The following is a 16712-nucleotide window of genomic DNA, read 5'->3' as shown; positions in this document are numbered from 1 at the left end:
TTTTCGTGGAAGATGGGCAGCTCAGCAGAAAAAAGGGTTCACGCCGAACGTGAACCCTTAATGATTAATTACTGAGGCTGGCGACGCACCGGTGCGCCGTTGGCGACATAGTAAGGCACGTTTTCACGCGGTAACGGCGGGCGACCGCGAATCATGTCGGCAATTTTCTCGGCGATCATAATGGTTGGCGCGTTTAAGTTGCCGGTGGTGATTTGCGGCATGATCGACGCATCCACCACGCGCAAGCCCTCAACGCCGTGCACTTTCCCGTCATTCCCGACTACCGCCATATCGTGATAACCCATCGCATTCGAGCATGACGGGTGATAAGCGGTTTCAGCATGTTCACGCACGAATTTATCCAGCTCGTCATCACTTTGCACCGTTAAACCGGGTGAGATTTCTCGGCCACGGAACGGATCGAGTGCGCGCTGCGCGATGATGTCACGGGTGATGCGAATCGCCGCACGGAATTCACGCCAATCCTGATCGTCCGACATGTAGTTAAACAGGATGCTCGGATGTGCGTTCGGGTCCTTAGAAGTGACCTGCACGCGTCCCCGGCTTGGCGAGCGCATGGAGCCGACGTGCGCCTGGAAGCTGTGCGTTTTAATCGGATTCGAGCCGTTGTAGTTAATCGCCACCGGCAGGAAGTGATACTGAATATTCGGCCACTCAAACTCTTCGTCAGAGCGAATAAAACCACCCGCTTCAAACTGGTTGCTGGCACCGATGCCGCTGCCGTTGAATAACCATTCGGCACCAATCGCCGGTTGGTTGTGTAGCTTGAGCGCTGGCGCCAGCGAAACCGGCTGCTTGCACTCGTATTGCAGATACATTTCCAGATGATCCTGCAGGTTCGCGCCCACACCCGGCAGATCGTGCACCAACGGGATATCCAGACTTTTCAGCAACTCAGCCGGACCAACACCCGAACGCTGTAACACCTGCGGCGAGGCAATCGCGCCAGCGCACAGCAGCACTTCACGCCGCGCGCGTGCTTCGTGCGGGTGATCTTTTTGCAGCCATTTAACGCCGCAGGCGCGTTTGTTATCAAACAGAATGCGGTCGGTCAGCGCGTGCACCTCAATCGTCAGATTCGGACGTGAACGCGCCTGATCGAGATAACCGCGTGCGGTGCTGGCGCGACGGCCTTTTGGCGTCACGGTTCTGTCCATCGGACCGAAACCTTCCTGCTGATAACCGTTCAGATCATCGGTACGCGGATAACCGGCCTGCACGCCTGCTTCCACCATGGCGTGGAACAGCACGTTGTTGCTGGATTTTGGCGTGGTGACGCTCACCGGGCCGCAATCGCCGTGATAGTCATTACCGCCGATATCGCGGCGCTCGGCGGCTTTGAAGTAAGGCAGGCAATCGAGATAGCTCCAGTTTTCCAGTCCCGGCTGCTTCGCCCAGTTATCGTAATCCAGCGCATTACCCCGGATGTAGCACATGCCGTTGATCAGCGACGATCCGCCCAGACCTTTGCCACGTCCGCACTCCATGCGACGGTTATTCATATGCGGCTCAGGATCGGTCTGGTAAGCCCAGTTATAGCGGCGGCCCTGCAGCGGGAAAGCCAGCGCGGCAGGCATCTGCGTGCGGAAATCCTGGCGATAATCCGGACCGCCCGCTTCCAGTAGCAGCACGCTGACGTTGGCGTCTTCGGTCAGGCGCGTGGCCAGCACGTTGCCGGCTGAACCCGCACCAATAATGATGTAGTCGTACTCCCTGGTGATGCTCATCTTGCGTTCCTTCGATTAAAACACGGAGGTGAACGGGTTCAGTTCAACCTGAATGGATTTGATGCGGGTGTAATGGGCGAGGGTAGAAATGCCGTTCTCGCGACCCACGCCAGACTGTTTATAACCGCCAACCGGCATTTGCGCCGGCGATTCACCCCAGCTATTGATCCAGCAGATGCCGGCTTCAAGGCGGTGAATCACGCGGTGTGCGCTGGCCAGGTCTTTTGTGACCACGCCAGCCGCCAGGCCGAAGTGGGTATCGTTGGCGCGGCGGATTACTTCTTCTTCGTCGTCGTAGGTGAGGATGCTCATCACCGGGCCAAAGATCTCCTCTTTGACGATAGTGTGATGATCTTCGCAATCGGTGAAAATGGTCGGCTGCACCCACGCGCCTTGCGCATAAGCACCACGGGTTTCGCGCGCGCCGCCAATCAGCACTTTCGCGCCTTGCTGTTTGCCGAGTTCAATATAGCGCAGCACATTTTCCATGTGCGCGAAGCTCACCAGCGGGCCGAAGTTGGTGTCGGCGTCCATTGGCTGACCAAGGCGAATACGCTGCGCGCGCAGCAGCAGCGCCTGTTCCAGCGCCGCTTTTTGCGAATGATGCACAAACACGCGCGTGCCGTTGGTGCACACCTGGCCGGAGCTGTAGAAGTTCGCCATCATGGCGATATCGGCTGCTTGCTCAATATCCGCGTCCGGTAAAATCAACAGCGGCGATTTGCCGCCCAGCTCCATGGTCACTTCTTTCAGCGTCGAACCTGCCGCGCTCGCCATCACTTTTTTGCCGGTTTCAATGCCGCCGGTGAAGGAGATTTTGGCAATGCGCGGATGTTCGGTCAGCCATTGGCCCACTTCTCGGCCAGCGCCTTGCACTACGTTAAACACGCCGTCGGGCACGCCCGCTTCGGTGTAGATCTCCGCCAGTTTCAGCACGCTGAGCGGCGTGACTTCACTGGGCTTGAAGATCATGGCGTTACCTGCGGCCAGCGCGGGTGCGGATTTCCACAGCGCAATCTGAATCGGATAGTTCCACGCGCCAATGCCGACGGTGACGCCCAGCGGCTCGCGGCGCGTGTAGAAGAAACTGGTGTCGCGCAGCGGATACTGTTCGCCTTCGATGATGGTCGCCAGGCCAGCGTAATACTCCAGCACGTCGGCGCCGGTAACGATATCCACCGCCGAGGTTTCAGAGAGGGGCTTACCGGTATCGAGGGTTTCCAGCGCGGCCAGTTCGTCATTGCGCTCACGCAGGATGGCGACGGCACGCAGCAAAATGCGTGAGCGCTCAGTGGCGGTCATCGCCGCCCAGATGCGCTGACCACGCTCGGCGCTTTCGACCGCGCGCTCCACGTCAGCCTGGGTGGCACGTTGCACCTGCGCCAGTACTTCACCGTTGGCGGGATTAATGGTATCGAAGGTCTCTTGTCCACTGGCATCGGTCAACTGACCGTCAATGTAGAGTTTTTGTGTTGGGTACTTTGCCATTCTCTTCTGTTCCTTAGCTATTGGCTCTTTTTGTTACGCAGCTGGCAGCGATGCCAGTTTTTCATCGACATAATCGCGGGCGATCAAGCAGGCCTGCTCTACATCAAAATCCTTTCCGGTCAGGCTGCCGCGCAGCCACAAACCATCAATCAACGCCGCCAGTCCGCGTGCGGATTTACGCGCCATTTCTTGCGACATCGCCTGACGAAACAGGCAGCAAATATTCGAGTAAAGACGACGATCGTTGAGGCGCTGCAGACGGCGCAATTCGCTGTTGTGCATGCTCGCGGCCCAGAAATCGAGCCAGGCACGCATTGAGTTCGCGCTGGTCTGGCTCGGATGGAAGTTGCCATCGATCACCGCATAAAGCTGGGCACGCAGATCCTGCTCTGGCACGTTTGCCCGACACTCGGCAATGCCATCGCGCAGATCGCGTAGGATCTTGCGCATCGTCGCGTTTAACAATCCCTCTTTATCACCAAAGTAGTGGCTCACGATCCCGGTCGACATGCCCGCCTCTTTAGCGACCTGCGACATGGTGATCCCCGCCAGCCCAACGTCGCCAATGGTTTCGAATGCGGCGTTAATCAGCTGCTCTTTGCGTTTCTCGGGGATTTCTTTGCGCACCGTCACGACTCCGATTTAATTTTTATTGAGGGGATTATTGATTGATTGAACGTTCAATCAATGTACTTTATGCTGCAAGAATGTCAAATAAATGTGGCCGAATGTTAACTGAGTGTTTCCATCCGGAGCCGCTGTTACCTGCACCAAGGAAATGAACCATGACAGTGAATAGTCAAAACTCCCTCAAACCAGAAGAAGAACCAATCCGCGTGAATTTCGCGGTATTCCTCAGCTCCGCCAGCGTGATCCTGGTACTGGCCTTCATGATTGTGTTGTATCCCTCCGCCAGCCAGAAATGGCTTAACCATGCCCAGCTCTGGGTTGCGGATATGTTTGGCTGGTATTACATGCTGCTGATGGTGGTGTGTATGGTGTTTGTGTTCTGGCTGGCACTGTCGCGTTTCGGCCAACTCAAACTCGGCCATGAGGATGAAAAACCGCAGTTTGGTTACGCCTCTTGGGTAGCGATGTTGTTCTCAGCCGGTATTGGTATTGCGCTGGTGTATTACGGCGCCTATGAACCGCTCGATCACTTCCTGCAGCCACCGGAAGGACAGGGCGGCACTGTCGAAGCGGCGCGCCAGGCGATGGCGATCACCTTCTTACATTGGGGCCTGCATGGCTGGGCGCTGTATGCGTTGATCGCCACCGCGCTGGCGTGGTTTGCCTATCGCCGCGATTTACCATTGGCGCTTCGTTCCGCGCTCTATCCGCTGTTCGGTAAACGCATTCATGGCTGGATTGGTCACTTGGTGGATAGCTTTGGCATTCTGGTGACGGTGATTTCGATGGTGACCAACCTCGGCATCGGCGCGTTGCTGGTCAACTCCGGCCTTAACTATCTGTTCCACATTCCGCAAAACATCCACGTGCTAATGATTCTGATCGTGGTGATGATGATTGTGGCCACGCTGGCGGCGGTGACGGGCGTGGAGAAAGGCATCGCGATGCTGTCCAACATCAACGTCGGTTTCCTGTGTTTGCTGCTGCTGTTCGTGTTTGTTGCCGGACCGACGATGACGCTGGTTAACGGCATGATGCAGAACGTCGGGGATTATCTCACCTCGATTGTCGGTAAAAGCTTCGACCTTTACTTATACGGTAAGGCGCGTCAGTGGCAGGGCGCATGGACGCTGTTCTACTGGGCGTGGTGGGTTGCCTGGGCGCCATTTGTGGGCCTGTTTATCGCGCGCATCTCCAAAGGTCGTACTATCCGCGAATTGATCTTCGGCGTGTTGTTAATTCCGCTGGGCTTCACGCTGGCGTGGCTGTCGCTGTTCGGCAATACCGCCATCAGTCTGGTGCTGGAAGGTGGACATGCCATTCTCGGCGAAATCGCGCTGAGCGATCCGCCGATGGCGGTGTTTAAGATGTTTGAATATTTGCCGTTTACCCAGGTTGTCGCCGGATTCACCATCCTGATCAGCTTTGTGCTGTTCCTGACGCCAGTCGATTCCGGCACGCTGATGATTGCCAATCTGTCGAGCAAAGGCGGCAGCGTGAGCGATGATGCGCCCGCCTGGCTACGTATCTTCTGGGCATGCGTCACCACGCTGGTATGCGCCGGTTTGCTGTATGCAGGAAGCTTCAGCGCGATGCAAACGGCGGTGGTGCTTTGCGGATTGCCATTCTCGATCGTAATCGTGCTGTATATGGCGAGTTTGTATAAAGACCTGCATCAGATGGCGCCAGCTGAACTTGCCGCCGCAATGAATCAGAAAAACAGTTCAACGCAGTAAATTTCGTAGGGTCGCCATTCATGGCGACCGTTTTACGCTTAACTAATGGCATTCACAAAGCGGCGCGTTATCTGCTGTGGACGCGTTATCGCGCCGCCCACCACCACCGCATGTGCGCCCAGCGCCAGACAATGCGCCGCCATTTCCGGGGTTTCGACATTCCCTTCGGCGATCACCGGCACCGCTACCGCAGCTAAAACCTCACGCAGGAAGCGGCAGTCATCGGCCGCCAGATAACAGCCTTGCGTTTCTGCGGTGTAACCGTGCAGCGTGGTGCCGACACAATCGAAACCTAATTCCGCTGCCTTGCGCGCTTCTTCCACCGTGGCGATATCAGCCATCAGCAGCAGTTGCGGATAGCGCTGGCGAATCGCTGTCACTAATGCCGGCAGTTGCAAATCACCAGGTCGCGTGTGCAGCGTGGCATCCAGCGCAATCATCGCCGGATTCGCCACCATCAACTCATCCACTTCCCGCAGCGTCGCGGTGATATACACATCGCTGCCGGGATAGTCGCGTTTAATAATGGCGATAATCGGCAAATCCACAGTTTGCATAATCTGCTGCACGTCGATCAGGCTGTTGGCGCGAATCGCTGCTGCGCCGCCTTCCATTGCCGCCAACGCCATGCGCGACATAATAAACGGGCTGTGTAACGGCTCATCTTCCAGAGCCTGACACGAGACCACCAGTTTTCCCTGAATCTGGGCCAGCATGGATGCTTTCATAGCGCGAGTAACTCCTCTACTTCATTTTTGATAATGGTGACGTGCGGGCCATAAATTACCTGCACGCCTTTGCCACGTTGGATCACGGCGCGTGCGCCGGTGGCTTTCAATGCGTTTTCATCGAGCTTGCTGCTGTCGATTAGCGTGATGCGCAGACGCGTGGCGCAGCAATCCAGTTCGGCGATGTTCTGTTTGCCACCTAAAGCCGCGATGACCTGCAGTGGACGTTCACCGGCGACCATCGGCGCTGTTTCAATGCAGGCATCTTCACGGCCCGGCGTTTTGAAATTGAAGCGGGTGATCAGCAGGCGGAAAGTAAAGTAATAGAGCAGGAACCACGGCACGCCAACCAGGGGGACATACCACCAATGGGTTTTCGCTTCGCCCTGTAATACGCCGAACAGAATGAAATCGATCAAGCCGCCGGAGAAGGTTTGGCCAATGGTGATGTGCAGGATGTGGGCGATCATAAATGCCAGCCCATCAAACAGTGCGTGGATGACATACAGCACCGGCGCAATAAACAGGAACGAGAACTCAATCGGTTCGGTGATGCCGGTCAGGAAAGAGGTCAGCGCCGCCGACAGCAGCAATCCCGCCACGCGTTGGCGGTTTTCCGGTTTGGCGGTGTGATACATCGCCAGACACGCGCCGATCAGGCCAAACATCATGGTTATGAAGCGTCCGGACATAAAGCGCGCGGTCCCAAGGTAGAATTGCTGGGTATTGGGATCGGCAAGCTGGGCGAAGAAGATGCGCTGCGTGCCTTCCACCAGATGTCCGTTGACCACTTCGCTGCCGCCGAGCGCGGTGGTCCAGAATGGCAGATAGAAGATGTGATGCAGGCCGAACGGGCCGAGCATGCGCAGCACGAAGCCGTAGATAAAGGTGCCGAAATAGCCGGTGGCATCCACCAAGCCGCCGAGGCCAAAAATCAGCTTCTGGAAATGCGGCCAGACAATGGTCATCGCCGCGCCCACCAGAATGGCCACCAGGGAACTGATAATTGGCACGAAGCGCGAGCCACCAAAGAAACCAAGGAACTGCGGCAAGGCGATTTTGTTGTAGCGATTATGCAGCATGGCCGTCACCAGCCCGATCACCACGCCACCAAATACGCCGGTTTCCAGGGTTTGAATGCCAAGCGCCATACCTTGTCCTACCGCGCTAAGGTTGCCCTGCGCCAGCACGCCGGTTAACGTCAGCAGCGCATTAATGGTGGCGTTCATCACCAGATAAGCCAGCAGCGAGGCCAATCCGGCGGTGCCTTTGTCACTTTTGGCCAATCCTACCGCTACGCCAACCGCAAACAATACCGCGAGGTTGGCAAACACCACCGAACCGGCGCTCGCCATAATGGTGAACACACCTTGTAGCCAGGCGACATCGAGGAACGGATAGGCTTTGATGGTATTGGGATTGGAGAGTGCGCCGCCAATGCCCAGCAGTAACCCGGCTGCCGGTAGCACGGCGATCGGTAACATGAATGACTTGCCAAAACGCTGGGCTTTTTCGAACCAACCTCCTGAGGAGGCACCGCTGAAGATGGATGACATAAATTTTTATCCCTGAAGTGATGTTATGGTAAAAATTATTACCACAATCTAATTCATCAGGTGAAAATTTCCATCATTATTGTGATAGCTTTCACTTATGCCCTAATCTGCTGCACACTGTGCGCCATTAATGCCGTGAACCAGAGAGACCGCCATGACGGACAATGAAAACATCTTGCTGCACTTGCGCCAGGGCTTGCCGGGCTACAGTCCGACGCTGCAAAAGCTGGGCGATTTCATCATCACCGACCCGCAAAAAGTGCTGTATCTCACCATCACCGAACTGGCGCGCGAGACCGACACCAGCGAAGCGAGCGTGACGCGGCTGTGTCGTCATCTCGGCTGCAAGGGCTATACCGAATTCAAAATGGCGCTGGCGCTGGATGTGCAACACAATCAGCCCGCCGCGATTGCCAGCGGTGACAGCATCGACATGCTGGTGGAGGAAACGGTGCAGGCGCTGCGGGATACCGGGAAATTCATCAACCGCGAGGTGTTACAGCTTGCAGTGGAGGCGCTGCATCAGGCCAACACCATCCAGATCTACGGCGTGGCGGCCAGCGCGATTACCGGTGAGTATTTGCACTATCGCCTGTTGCGCTTAGGTAAATCGGCACAGCTGTTTGGTGATATGCATCGCGCGGCGATGAATGCCTCGACGTTAAAAGAGGGCGATTTGGTGATCGCCATCTCCGCTTCCGGTTCAACCAAAGATGTGATGCATGTGGTCAAAGTGGCGAAAAAGCAAAACGCGCGTGTGCTGATGCTGAGTAATACGCTTCGCAGCCCGATGGGCAGCTTAGCCGATATGCTGCTGGTGGCCGCACGGCCGGAAGGCCCGTTCAACGCCGGTGCGTTGAGCGGCAAAGTGGGCGCGATGCTGCTGGTGGAAGTGCTGATTAACGAGTTGATGACGCACGATGCACGCTATCTGGCGGCGAGCCAGCAAACGGCGACTGCGACGTTGCCGATGTTGATGTGAGTGGGATAGGGGGAGGTCGCCATGAATGGCGACCCAACGGCGTGAGATTTGATTATTCGCTGGCTAACGCCGCCACCGGATCCATGCGTGCGGCTTTGCGCGCGGGCAGATAACCAAAAATCATGCCGATGATGGTGGAGCAGGCAAAGGCCGCGCCTGCCGATTGCCACGAGAAGATCGCCGTAATCATGCCGCCCGCCAGCAGGCTGATAATCGGTCCAATCACCAGCGCTAACGCGACACCGAGCGATCCGCCCACCAGACAGACCAGAACCGCTTCGATCATAAACTGCTGCATGATGTCGCCGCGTCGCGCGCCTACCGCCATGCGCACGCCGATTTCATGGGTACGCTCCGTTACCGACACCAGCATGATGTTCATCACGCCGATGCTGCCAATCATCAGCGCAATCGAGGCGACCAGCAGAATCAGCAACGTTAACGTTGCGGCGGCGTCTTCAATCGCTTTACGGTATTTGTCGCGGTTGAACACCAGGAAATCTTTGGTGCCGTGACGCGCGGTCAATAGTTGCGTCAGCGATTCCACCGCCGGGCCGCTCACCACATCGTCCTTGAGTTTAATGCTGATGCTGGTCAACGCGGTTTGCCCGCTGATGCGATACATCACGGTGCTCCACGGCAGCCAAACGCTGAGGCGATTGGGCGACATGCCATCGTTATTATCCGCCACGCCAATCACCCGCACCGGCACCGAACCCAGCACGATCATCTTGCCAATCGGGCTTTCACCCTGTTCGCCGAACAGTTTGTTGCGCGTGTTGGTATCAATAATGATCTCCTGACGCGCGTGACGTTCATCGCTGAAGTTGCTGCCTTCCAGCAGTTTGATGCCCTGAATCTGGAAATACTCTTTGCCGACGCCATACACCGAGGTTTTTGATGAGTTGGAGAGATAGCGAATCGGCTGATTGGCTATCATCTCCGGACTGACCGCCGCAACAAACTGCTGACGCCCAATCACATCCGCATCCGACATGACCAGCGTCAGCACCGGATGCGCTTCATCCTCGACGAAATCACCGCCGGCATAAATCGACACCACGTTAGTGCCGAGCCCGGAAATACTCTCCAGCGTTTTTTGCCGTGCGCCCTGGCCGAGCGCCACTACGGTAACCACCGCCGCGATGCCAAAAATAATCCCGGTCATGGTCAGCGCGGTGCGCAGCCGATGCGCGTTCATGGCATTCAGCGCCATGCGCAATGATTCACGTAAGCGGTCGAGAAAGCCGCGCAGCTTGCTCTGACTTTTGCGCGCGGCGGGTGCATATTGCGCGCGGTTGGCATCCGGTTTGCGGCCGCTGTCGGCAAAAATCTCGCCGTCCTGAATCTCAATAATACGGTCGGCGTGCTGCGCCACTTTCATGTCATGCGTCACGATGATCACCGTGTGACCTTCGCGATTGAGATCGTGCAGGATGCGCAGAACCTCTTCTCCGGAGTGCGAATCCAGCGCGCCGGTCGGTTCATCGGCAAGAATGATTTCGGCACCGTTAATCAGTGCGCGCGCAATACTGACGCGCTGCTGCTGGCCGCCGGACAACTCGCCCGGTTTGTGATGCTCGCGGCCCTGCAAACCTAATCGCGCCAGCAGATCCGCCGCGCGCTGCAGCCGCGCCTTGCCCTGCAGATTGGCGTAGATCGACGGGATTTCAACGTTGCTCAGGGCGCTGAGATCCGGCATCAGATGGTAGCGCTGGAAGATAAAGCCGATGTGTTCGCGGCGTACTTTCGCCAATGCATCCGGCGACAGCGTGGCGGTGTTCTGACCACCAATCAAATAGTCGCCGCTATCCGGCGCATCAAGGCAGCCGAGAATGTTCAGCAGCGTCGATTTACCCGAACCGGACGGCCCAATAATCGCTACCAGTTCGCCGCTGGCGATACTCAGGTTAATGTCTTTCAGCACATGCAGAGATTGCGAACCGTTAACATAGCTGCGCTGAATGTTTTTCAGTTCGATGATATTCACATCACCACCTTGTCAGCGCCCGCCGTCTGCGTGGCAAGGATCACTTTCTCGCCGGCTTTTAAGCCGCTCAGCACCTGAATATCAACGCTGTCAGTGATGCCGGTGGTGATGATGCGTTTCACCGGTTGGTTATCCTGATCCGGGATTTCCACATAGGTTTTGCCGTCGGCATCTTTCTTCGTCGCCTGCACCGGTACCAGCAACGTATCTTTCACCGCATCACGGATGAGATTCACCTGCGCGGTCATGGAGATACGTAACGCGTTGTCCGGGTTTGGCACATCAAGCAGGGCGTTGTAGTAAACGGCCGCATTGGTGCTGCTGCTCGAGGAGCTCTCGCTATTGCCCATCAGTGCGTCATCTTTCATCACCGATTCCGGTGCCAGTTCGAGGCTGCGCAGCGTGGCGTTGTAGCGCTTGTCCGGATTGGAGAAAGTGGTGAACCATGCTTGCTGGCCGGGCTGCACATTGTTGATGTCGGCTTCGGAGATCTGCACTTTAATCGTCATAGTGCCAAGCTGCGCCAGCTTGGCGATGGTTGGCGCAGTTTGTACCGCGTTCACCGTTTGGCCTTGCTTGGTAACAATGGCGATAACCGTGCCGTCCATGGGCGCCATGATGCGGGTATAGCCGAGATCGAGTTGCTTCTTGTCTACCTCGATCTGCGCCTGAATCACGCGCGCTTTTTGCGCCGTCAGTTCTGCGCGCGCACTGCGCCAGTCTTCTTCGGCGGTATCAAAATCCTGACGCGAGATCGCATTGGTTTTAATCATCTGCTGCAAGCGTTGATATTGCGCTTGCTGTCGCACCAGCGCAGCTTCGCGGGTTTCCAGATCGGCCTGCGCCACGCTCAATGCCGCTTGCGCATTGCGCAAATCGCTGCGCTGTGGCTGGTCGTCAATCTCGGCGATCAGCTGGCCTTTGCTGACGCTATCGCCCGCTTTGATATAGAGCTTTTTTACCTGCCCGGAAACCTGCGCACCGACGTTGACGCGTTCAATCGCATCCATTTTACCGGTGGCGGCAATCACGTTTTCGATATTGCCCTGGCGCACTTCTGCGGTGACTACCGCGTTGGGATTGTTGCGTGAACCGGCGTAGTGCCAGATCAACAGCAGGAGAATGACGGCAGCGAGCGTGGCGAACAGCCACTTTTTCGAGATATTGAGCATAAGCGTCCCTTTTATGAAGTGAGAATCATAATCACTTCAGGGAACAAACTGGAGAAAATTCTCATGTTAAAAAAAACTTTAAATTTTTCCGAATAGAAAGGGCGGCTGAGTTGTTTACAGCGTATCTGAGTCAATGTTTGCCTCAGCACTGAGTTCCATCCATGACACGCCATGAGGATTAACCATGAATACGATGATGAAGTTACGCTGGTTAGCGCTGCCCGTATTACTAATGACGCTGCATGCGCCTGCTTCACTGGCAATGGGCGATGATGACAGTGACAAAAAGACGCCGGATTGTCCGAAAGGCCAGGTTTACGACAGTAAATCTAAGTCCTGCGTGCCGGAGAAAACCAGCATGCTGAGCGACAGCGACAAAACCAATTACGCTTATCACCTGGCTAAAAAAGGCGAGTATCAAGCGGCGATCAACTTGCTGGATACGCTGCATAATCAGAACACCAAAGAAGCCTGGAACTATCGCGGTTATGCCACGCGTAAGCTGGGTAAAACCGACGAAGGCATGGCTTATTATCAGAAATCGATCGCGCTCGATCCGAAATATGCCAAAGTGCGCGAATATCTGGGTGAAGCCTGGATGATCAAAGGGCGGCCGGATCTGGCGAAAGAGCAGCTCACCATCATTAAATCGCTGTGTGGCGTGGATTGCGAAGAGTACCGCGATCTCAACGCCGCGATTCAGGGCCATCCGGAAGCTTGATGAACGCCGCACTTAGAGGACGAAAACATCACTAGCACTGAAGTCCGCCAGCATTTAGCGGCGCATCTGGCCCGCCTGTGGCGTTACGCCATGGTGCTGTCACGCAATCGCGATGTCGCCGAAGAACTGGTGCAATCCACCTGCGTCCGGGCGCTGGAACGCAGCGCGCAGTACACGCCCGGCACGCGTATCGATCGCTGGCTATTTAGCGTGCTGCATTCAGTGTGGAGCAATGAACTGCGCGCGCAGCGGGTGCGCCTCGGGCAAGGCTTTGTCGACAGCGACGAACTCGTCGCGGCGGATCAGCAACAGCATGACGAGCAACGTCGGCAATACGCCAAAGTGATGCAGCGGGTGAGTCAGTTGCCCGAAGCGCAGCGCAACGCGGTGTTCCTGGTTTACGTCGAAGGATTCACCTATCAGGAAGCCGCCGATACGTTGGCGGTGCCGATTGGCACCATCATGAGTCGCCTTGCGGCGGCGCGCACTACCTTAGCCAGCGCAGCCACTTTGCGCCCGGCTGGACAGGAGAAACGTTTGTGAAGGCTGCACGTTTTAGTTCGCCTTATGCGGACGAGGCCATCGTCGCCTGGCTGGATGGCGAGATGCGCGCGGATGAAGCGCTGACGTTTGAGAATGAACTCAAGCGCAGCGAAGCGCTGTCGGCACGCACTGCCGAGTTGATGAAGAGCAATCAACCTTTTGCTGAGGCCTTTGCGCCAATGCTGGATGACGCACCGCTTGAGCGTATGGCACCGCGCTTAGCGCATCTGCTGGCAACGACGCCGTCCGCGCCGCAGGTCAGCCGCCGCGCGCTGATCGCCGCTTCGGTGAGTTTTTTGCTGGTGGGCAGCAGTATCGGTTTTCTGGCGCGACCGGCAATCAAAGCTGAGCAGGGTGAAAGCGAAAAGATCCGTGAGCTGGAAGCACAATACATGTCGCTGTACAGCGCGGAAACGCTGGCCGACGTCGACAGTTCACCGCCGGTGTTGCAGCAATCGCTGGCGCGTACCGCGCGCGATCTCGATCTGCATTTCACGCCAGCGCAGTTAACGCTGCCGGAAGCGACGCTGAAGAGTGTGCGCATGCTGCGTTATGACGATGCGCTGATTACGCAGATTGCCTGGAATCACAGCAGCTACGGCCCGATGGCGCTGTGTATTTCGCGTGAAGATCATCAGCAAACTACCGATTTGGCGCAGGAGAAACGGCAGGGGATGAATGTGGTGTGGTGGCACAAAGCGGGATATCAATATGTACTGATTGGCCGAAATCCTGCGCAGCAGTTGAAAAAGACCGCGCAGGCGTTAATGCAGGCGATACTGACGTAGGGTCGCCATTTATGGCGACCCTTTCATTACAGCTCCAGCTGGGATTTCAGCAACGCAATCTCCTCACGCCACTGCGCCTGCAACGCGGGTTTCTGATGCTTCGGCTTGCGCGCCAGATCCTCATCCAGCTTGTTTTCTACCTCCAGCAGCGCCAGCAGCAACGCATCTTCATCCCACGCTGTTGCCGTTGCAGCAGGTGCAACAGAATCAGACGTTACTATCGTCTGCTCAGCACGAATGCGTTCGGTTACCGCGTCAAAATCATACCATTCGCTGAGTTGCTGATCCTCAATCAGCCAGAAACGATTGCAGCTGTTGGCGATTAATTGACGATCGTGCGACACCAGCAACACCGCACCCTCAAAGTGGTTTAGCGCTTCTGCCAGCTCCTCTTTGCCTACCATATCCAGATGGTTGGTCGGTTCATCGAGCAGCAGCAGCGAATAACGCGCCAGCGTCAGCCCAACAAACAGCAAGCGCGAACGCTCGCCGCCGCTGAGTGAGCCAATCAACTGCTGATGCCGCAGATAGGGAAAACCTGCGCCAATCAGCGCCATCTTGCGCTGCTCATCGCTGAGCGGAGCAAAATGCGCCAGCGCGTCACTCAGCGTTTCCTCATCATGCAGCTGATGTAGACTTTGATCGTAATAGCCGAGGCGCGCGCGAGGATGAAACAGCGGGCTATCTGCGTGTTGATATTCACCCCACAAATGCCGTAGCAGCGACGATTTACCACAACCGTTGCGGCCAACAATCGCTACGCGATCGCCACTTTTCACCTGCAACATCGGCAGTGAAAACAGAGCAGGTGCGTCATCGGCTGGATGAATCGACATCTCCGGCAACGCTAAAACGCGATCGGCATCCAGCGCTTCACCTTGCAGTTGCAGCCGCCACAGCGATCCCTCGCTCAGCGTGGTTTGAGCCTCCTTCAACCAACCGGCGCGCTTCTCCATCTGCTGCGCCTTGCGCGACAAACCTTCGTTATCGTAAGTGCGGCCCCAAATCGCCATACGTTTGGCGCTTTTCTCGACGCGCTCAATCTCCCTTTGCTCAGCCCGATGACGCTGCGCATCCGCTTCATCCTGCTCATCCAGCGCCTGACGCGCCGCGCTGCAGGGCAGACGGAAGAATTGCAGACCGCGATCGCGCAGAATCCAGCTGCAGTTGGTCACCCGATCAAGCAGGGTGCTGTCATGGGAAACCAGTACGAAGCTGCCGCTCCAGCCGTTAAGGAAATTCTCCAGCCACAACAGCGTTGGCAGATCGAGGTGGTTGCTGGGTTCATCGAGCAGCAGCAGATCCGGTTGCAGGATCAGCGCGCGCGCCAGCAGCAGGCGCATATGCTGACCACCGCTTAAGGTCGCGGCGGTTTGCGTTTGTTGCTCAGCCGTGAAACCCAGGCTGCCTAAAAGCGCTTCGGCGCGCCAGCGATCGGCTTGTTCCGGCAGGCGCGCCATCACGCCATCCAGCAGCGAATCATTATGCAGTTCTGCAGGCAGATGCTGCTCGATGCGCGCCAGTAAACAGTGATTAGCTGGCGTAACGCTGCCGTGGCTGGGTTCCAGATCGCCACTGAGGATTTTCAATAAGGTACTTTTACCGGTGCCGTTATCACCCAGCAAACCAATGCGATCGCCTTTTTTCAGGCTGAAATGGATATCGAGAAACAGCGTGCCGAAGGCGTTATCGAAGCCGACAGCGTGGGCGGATAATAATGTGCTCATGTGCTTACTCATAAGTTGCAGGCGCAAAAAGGCCCGACGTCAGAAATCGCTGACGACAACCCGGTAAGCCGGAGGGAAGGGATTAGATTTTCAGTAAACTTCGCTCAGGACGGATTATCGCAGCACGAGTGCGGAAATGCCTGAACGCGGCCAATTACTATAAAAGTGTGAGTAAAGAAACAATTCACACAGCAGCATAGTAATCCTCCTTAGTTATCAGTGGGTGAATAAGTAAGCTGATAATAGTGGCGAAAAGCGGCACTTTCCAGTGAAAAATGCCATAGATGTGGCGGCGATCGCTATGACGTGCCGGGCAGGGCTCTGGCAACGATAATGAGCCTGGTCGGTGAAAATCGCCTTCAAAGGTCTTCTGCAAAACTCCAGCAAAACTCTTCTGCAAAACTGGTTAAAAAATGAGCTAACTTTGGGCCTGGGTGTTCTCATTAGTTGGCAGATCAAAATAAAGTGGGGAAGGCCGCTTAGTGTCAACAGCAGACATTGATCACATTGATATATGTTAATTTATGGAGAGCAGATCAATTGAGGAATAAAAAAATGTTTGCTAATCGAATAAGGAAGTTTGGAAAGGCATTTGAAGGCAGATTAGAGCCTTTTTTACTTGAAGGCGCTTTGGACTATATAAACTTTAACGAAGAACCATTAGCCTTTGAAATCTTATGTGAACACATTTGTGAGTATGATGTACAGCTCAGCCAAACTGAATATGATGAAGCCATAGCATTGGCTAAAAATATGGGATTAGATGTATTTGATGGACCTTACAAGCACTTAGCTGGCTTGATTGCATAATGATTCGATTTGACCTGATTCCCGTTGATTCACACGGAATGCTGTTAGCAATGTCCGCTGTTCGCTCAAAGCCGACTGACATGTCTCAACGCC

14 protein-coding genes are annotated in these 16712 nt (G+C 55.8%); 6 read left to right on the top strand and 8 right to left on the bottom strand.

The genetic code is table 11. The features are described from left to right. Nucleotides 1-68: 68 nt before the first annotated feature. From betA to betI, 3 genes are read right to left on the bottom strand one after another with little or no spacing between them, the layout of a single operon-like run. Complete coding sequence (gene betA, locus VIJ98_RS23460) at nucleotides 69-1748, bottom strand: choline dehydrogenase (RefSeq protein ID WP_258145368.1); 1680 nt, start codon at nucleotides 1746-1748, stop codon at nucleotides 69-71. 15 nt (nucleotides 1749-1763) lie between these two features. Then, nucleotides 1764-3236, bottom strand: coding sequence for a betaine-aldehyde dehydrogenase (gene betB / locus VIJ98_RS23455; protein ID WP_323271666.1), 1473 nt, complete (start codon nucleotides 3234-3236; stop codon nucleotides 1764-1766). A gap of 33 nt (nucleotides 3237-3269) precedes the next feature. After that, nucleotides 3270-3863, bottom strand: a complete 594-nt coding sequence (gene betI / locus VIJ98_RS23450) for a transcriptional regulator BetI (RefSeq protein ID WP_258145366.1) — start codon at nucleotides 3861-3863, stop codon at nucleotides 3270-3272. Between the two features lie 158 nt (nucleotides 3864-4021). On the opposite strand from betI, the gene VIJ98_RS23445 reads away from it, so the two are divergent. Further along, a complete protein-coding gene (locus VIJ98_RS23445; RefSeq protein WP_154183690.1) occupies nucleotides 4022-5602 on the top strand; it encodes a BCCT family transporter in 1581 nt (526 codons plus the stop codon). Nucleotides 5603-5640: 38 nt separating this feature from the next. Here the strand turns inward: VIJ98_RS23445 and VIJ98_RS23440 are convergent, their stop codons facing one another. Continuing rightward, nucleotides 5641-6330 (bottom strand): N-acetylmannosamine-6-phosphate 2-epimerase, encoded by a 690-nt coding sequence (locus VIJ98_RS23440; RefSeq protein WP_323271665.1) that lies wholly within the window; start codon nucleotides 6328-6330, stop codon nucleotides 5641-5643. Next, nucleotides 6327-7886, bottom strand: a complete 1560-nt coding sequence (locus tag VIJ98_RS23435) for a PTS transporter subunit EIIC (RefSeq protein WP_323271664.1) — start codon at nucleotides 7884-7886, stop codon at nucleotides 6327-6329. Before VIJ98_RS23435 ends, VIJ98_RS23440 begins: the two co-directional genes overlap by 4 nt. 154 nt (nucleotides 7887-8040) lie before the next feature. Here VIJ98_RS23435 and VIJ98_RS23430 point away from each other — a divergent pair, with 154 nt between their 5' ends. Continuing rightward, nucleotides 8041-8868 (top strand): MurR/RpiR family transcriptional regulator, encoded by an 828-nt coding sequence (locus tag VIJ98_RS23430; RefSeq protein ID WP_323271663.1) that lies wholly within the window; start codon nucleotides 8041-8043, stop codon nucleotides 8866-8868. Nucleotides 8869-8920: 52 nt separating this feature from the next. Here the strand turns inward: VIJ98_RS23430 and VIJ98_RS23425 are convergent, their stop codons facing one another. Together VIJ98_RS23425 and VIJ98_RS23420 are read right to left on the bottom strand one after the other, a co-directional pair. Beyond that, the gene (locus VIJ98_RS23425; protein ID WP_323271662.1) at nucleotides 8921-10858 is read right to left on the bottom strand and encodes a MacB family efflux pump subunit; all 1938 of its coding nucleotides are present in this window, start codon (nucleotides 10856-10858) and stop codon (nucleotides 8921-8923) included. Then, nucleotides 10855-12030 (bottom strand): efflux RND transporter periplasmic adaptor subunit, encoded by a 1176-nt coding sequence (locus tag VIJ98_RS23420; RefSeq protein ID WP_323271661.1) that lies wholly within the window; start codon nucleotides 12028-12030, stop codon nucleotides 10855-10857. Before VIJ98_RS23420 ends, VIJ98_RS23425 begins: the two co-directional genes overlap by 4 nt. Before the next feature lie 184 nt (nucleotides 12031-12214). Here VIJ98_RS23420 and VIJ98_RS23415 point away from each other — a divergent pair, with 184 nt between their 5' ends. Genes VIJ98_RS23415 through VIJ98_RS23405 form a run of 3 tightly spaced genes read left to right on the top strand, consistent with a single transcriptional unit; the run spans nucleotide 12215 to nucleotide 14082 of the window. Next, nucleotides 12215-12751 carry a tetratricopeptide repeat protein gene (locus VIJ98_RS23415; RefSeq protein ID WP_323271660.1) on the top strand — a complete coding sequence of 179 codons (537 nt, stop codon included), beginning with the start codon at nucleotides 12215-12217 and terminating at the stop codon, nucleotides 12749-12751. 27 nt (nucleotides 12752-12778) lie between these two features. Continuing rightward, the gene (locus VIJ98_RS23410; RefSeq protein ID WP_323271812.1) at nucleotides 12779-13294 is read left to right on the top strand and encodes a sigma-70 family RNA polymerase sigma factor; all 516 of its coding nucleotides are present in this window, start codon (nucleotides 12779-12781) and stop codon (nucleotides 13292-13294) included. After that, a complete protein-coding gene (locus VIJ98_RS23405; RefSeq protein ID WP_323271659.1) occupies nucleotides 13291-14082 on the top strand; it encodes a hypothetical protein in 792 nt (263 codons plus the stop codon). The genes VIJ98_RS23410 and VIJ98_RS23405 overlap by 4 nt, the downstream gene beginning before the upstream one ends. Before the next feature lie 26 nt (nucleotides 14083-14108). On the opposite strand, the gene VIJ98_RS23400 is transcribed toward VIJ98_RS23405, so the two are convergent. Continuing rightward, nucleotides 14109-15809: an ATP-binding cassette domain-containing protein gene (locus tag VIJ98_RS23400; protein WP_323271658.1), complete on the bottom strand. Its 1701-nt coding sequence runs from the start codon at nucleotides 15807-15809 to the stop codon at nucleotides 14109-14111. 555 nt (nucleotides 15810-16364) lie between these two features. On the opposite strand from VIJ98_RS23400, the gene VIJ98_RS23395 reads away from it, so the two are divergent. After that, nucleotides 16365-16619 carry a MafI family immunity protein gene (locus VIJ98_RS23395; RefSeq protein ID WP_277976452.1) on the top strand — a complete coding sequence of 85 codons (255 nt, stop codon included), beginning with the start codon at nucleotides 16365-16367 and terminating at the stop codon, nucleotides 16617-16619. Nucleotides 16620-16712: the final 93 nt, after the last annotated feature.

The organism is Pantoea sp. S18, assembly GCF_045689705.1.
GTDB classification, from domain to species: domain Bacteria; phylum Pseudomonadota; class Gammaproteobacteria; order Enterobacterales; family Enterobacteriaceae; genus Pantoea; species Pantoea symbiotica.
This window is presented reverse-complemented; position numbering and strand designations above follow the sequence as displayed.

Coding starts and splice junctions, on each gene's coding strand:
- VIJ98_RS23400 (WP_323271658.1), bottom strand. CDS start 15,809: ATGAGCACATTATTATCCGCCCACGCTGTCGGCTTCGATAACGCCTTC.
- VIJ98_RS23445 (WP_154183690.1), top strand. CDS start 4,022: ATGACAGTGAATAGTCAAAACTCCCTCAAACCAGAAGAAGAACCAATC.
- VIJ98_RS23415 (WP_323271660.1), top strand. CDS start 12,215: ATGAATACGATGATGAAGTTACGCTGGTTAGCGCTGCCCGTATTACTA.
- betA (WP_258145368.1), bottom strand. CDS start 1,748: ATGAGCATCACCAGGGAGTACGACTACATCATTATTGGTGCGGGTTCA.
- betB (WP_323271666.1), bottom strand. CDS start 3,236: ATGGCAAAGTACCCAACACAAAAACTCTACATTGACGGTCAGTTGACC.
- VIJ98_RS23440 (WP_323271665.1), bottom strand. CDS start 6,330: ATGAAAGCATCCATGCTGGCCCAGATTCAGGGAAAACTGGTGGTCTCG.
- VIJ98_RS23395 (WP_277976452.1), top strand. CDS start 16,365: ATGTTTGCTAATCGAATAAGGAAGTTTGGAAAGGCATTTGAAGGCAGA.
- VIJ98_RS23435 (WP_323271664.1), bottom strand. CDS start 7,886: ATGTCATCCATCTTCAGCGGTGCCTCCTCAGGAGGTTGGTTCGAAAAA.
- VIJ98_RS23430 (WP_323271663.1), top strand. CDS start 8,041: ATGACGGACAATGAAAACATCTTGCTGCACTTGCGCCAGGGCTTGCCG.
- VIJ98_RS23420 (WP_323271661.1), bottom strand. CDS start 12,030: ATGCTCAATATCTCGAAAAAGTGGCTGTTCGCCACGCTCGCTGCCGTC.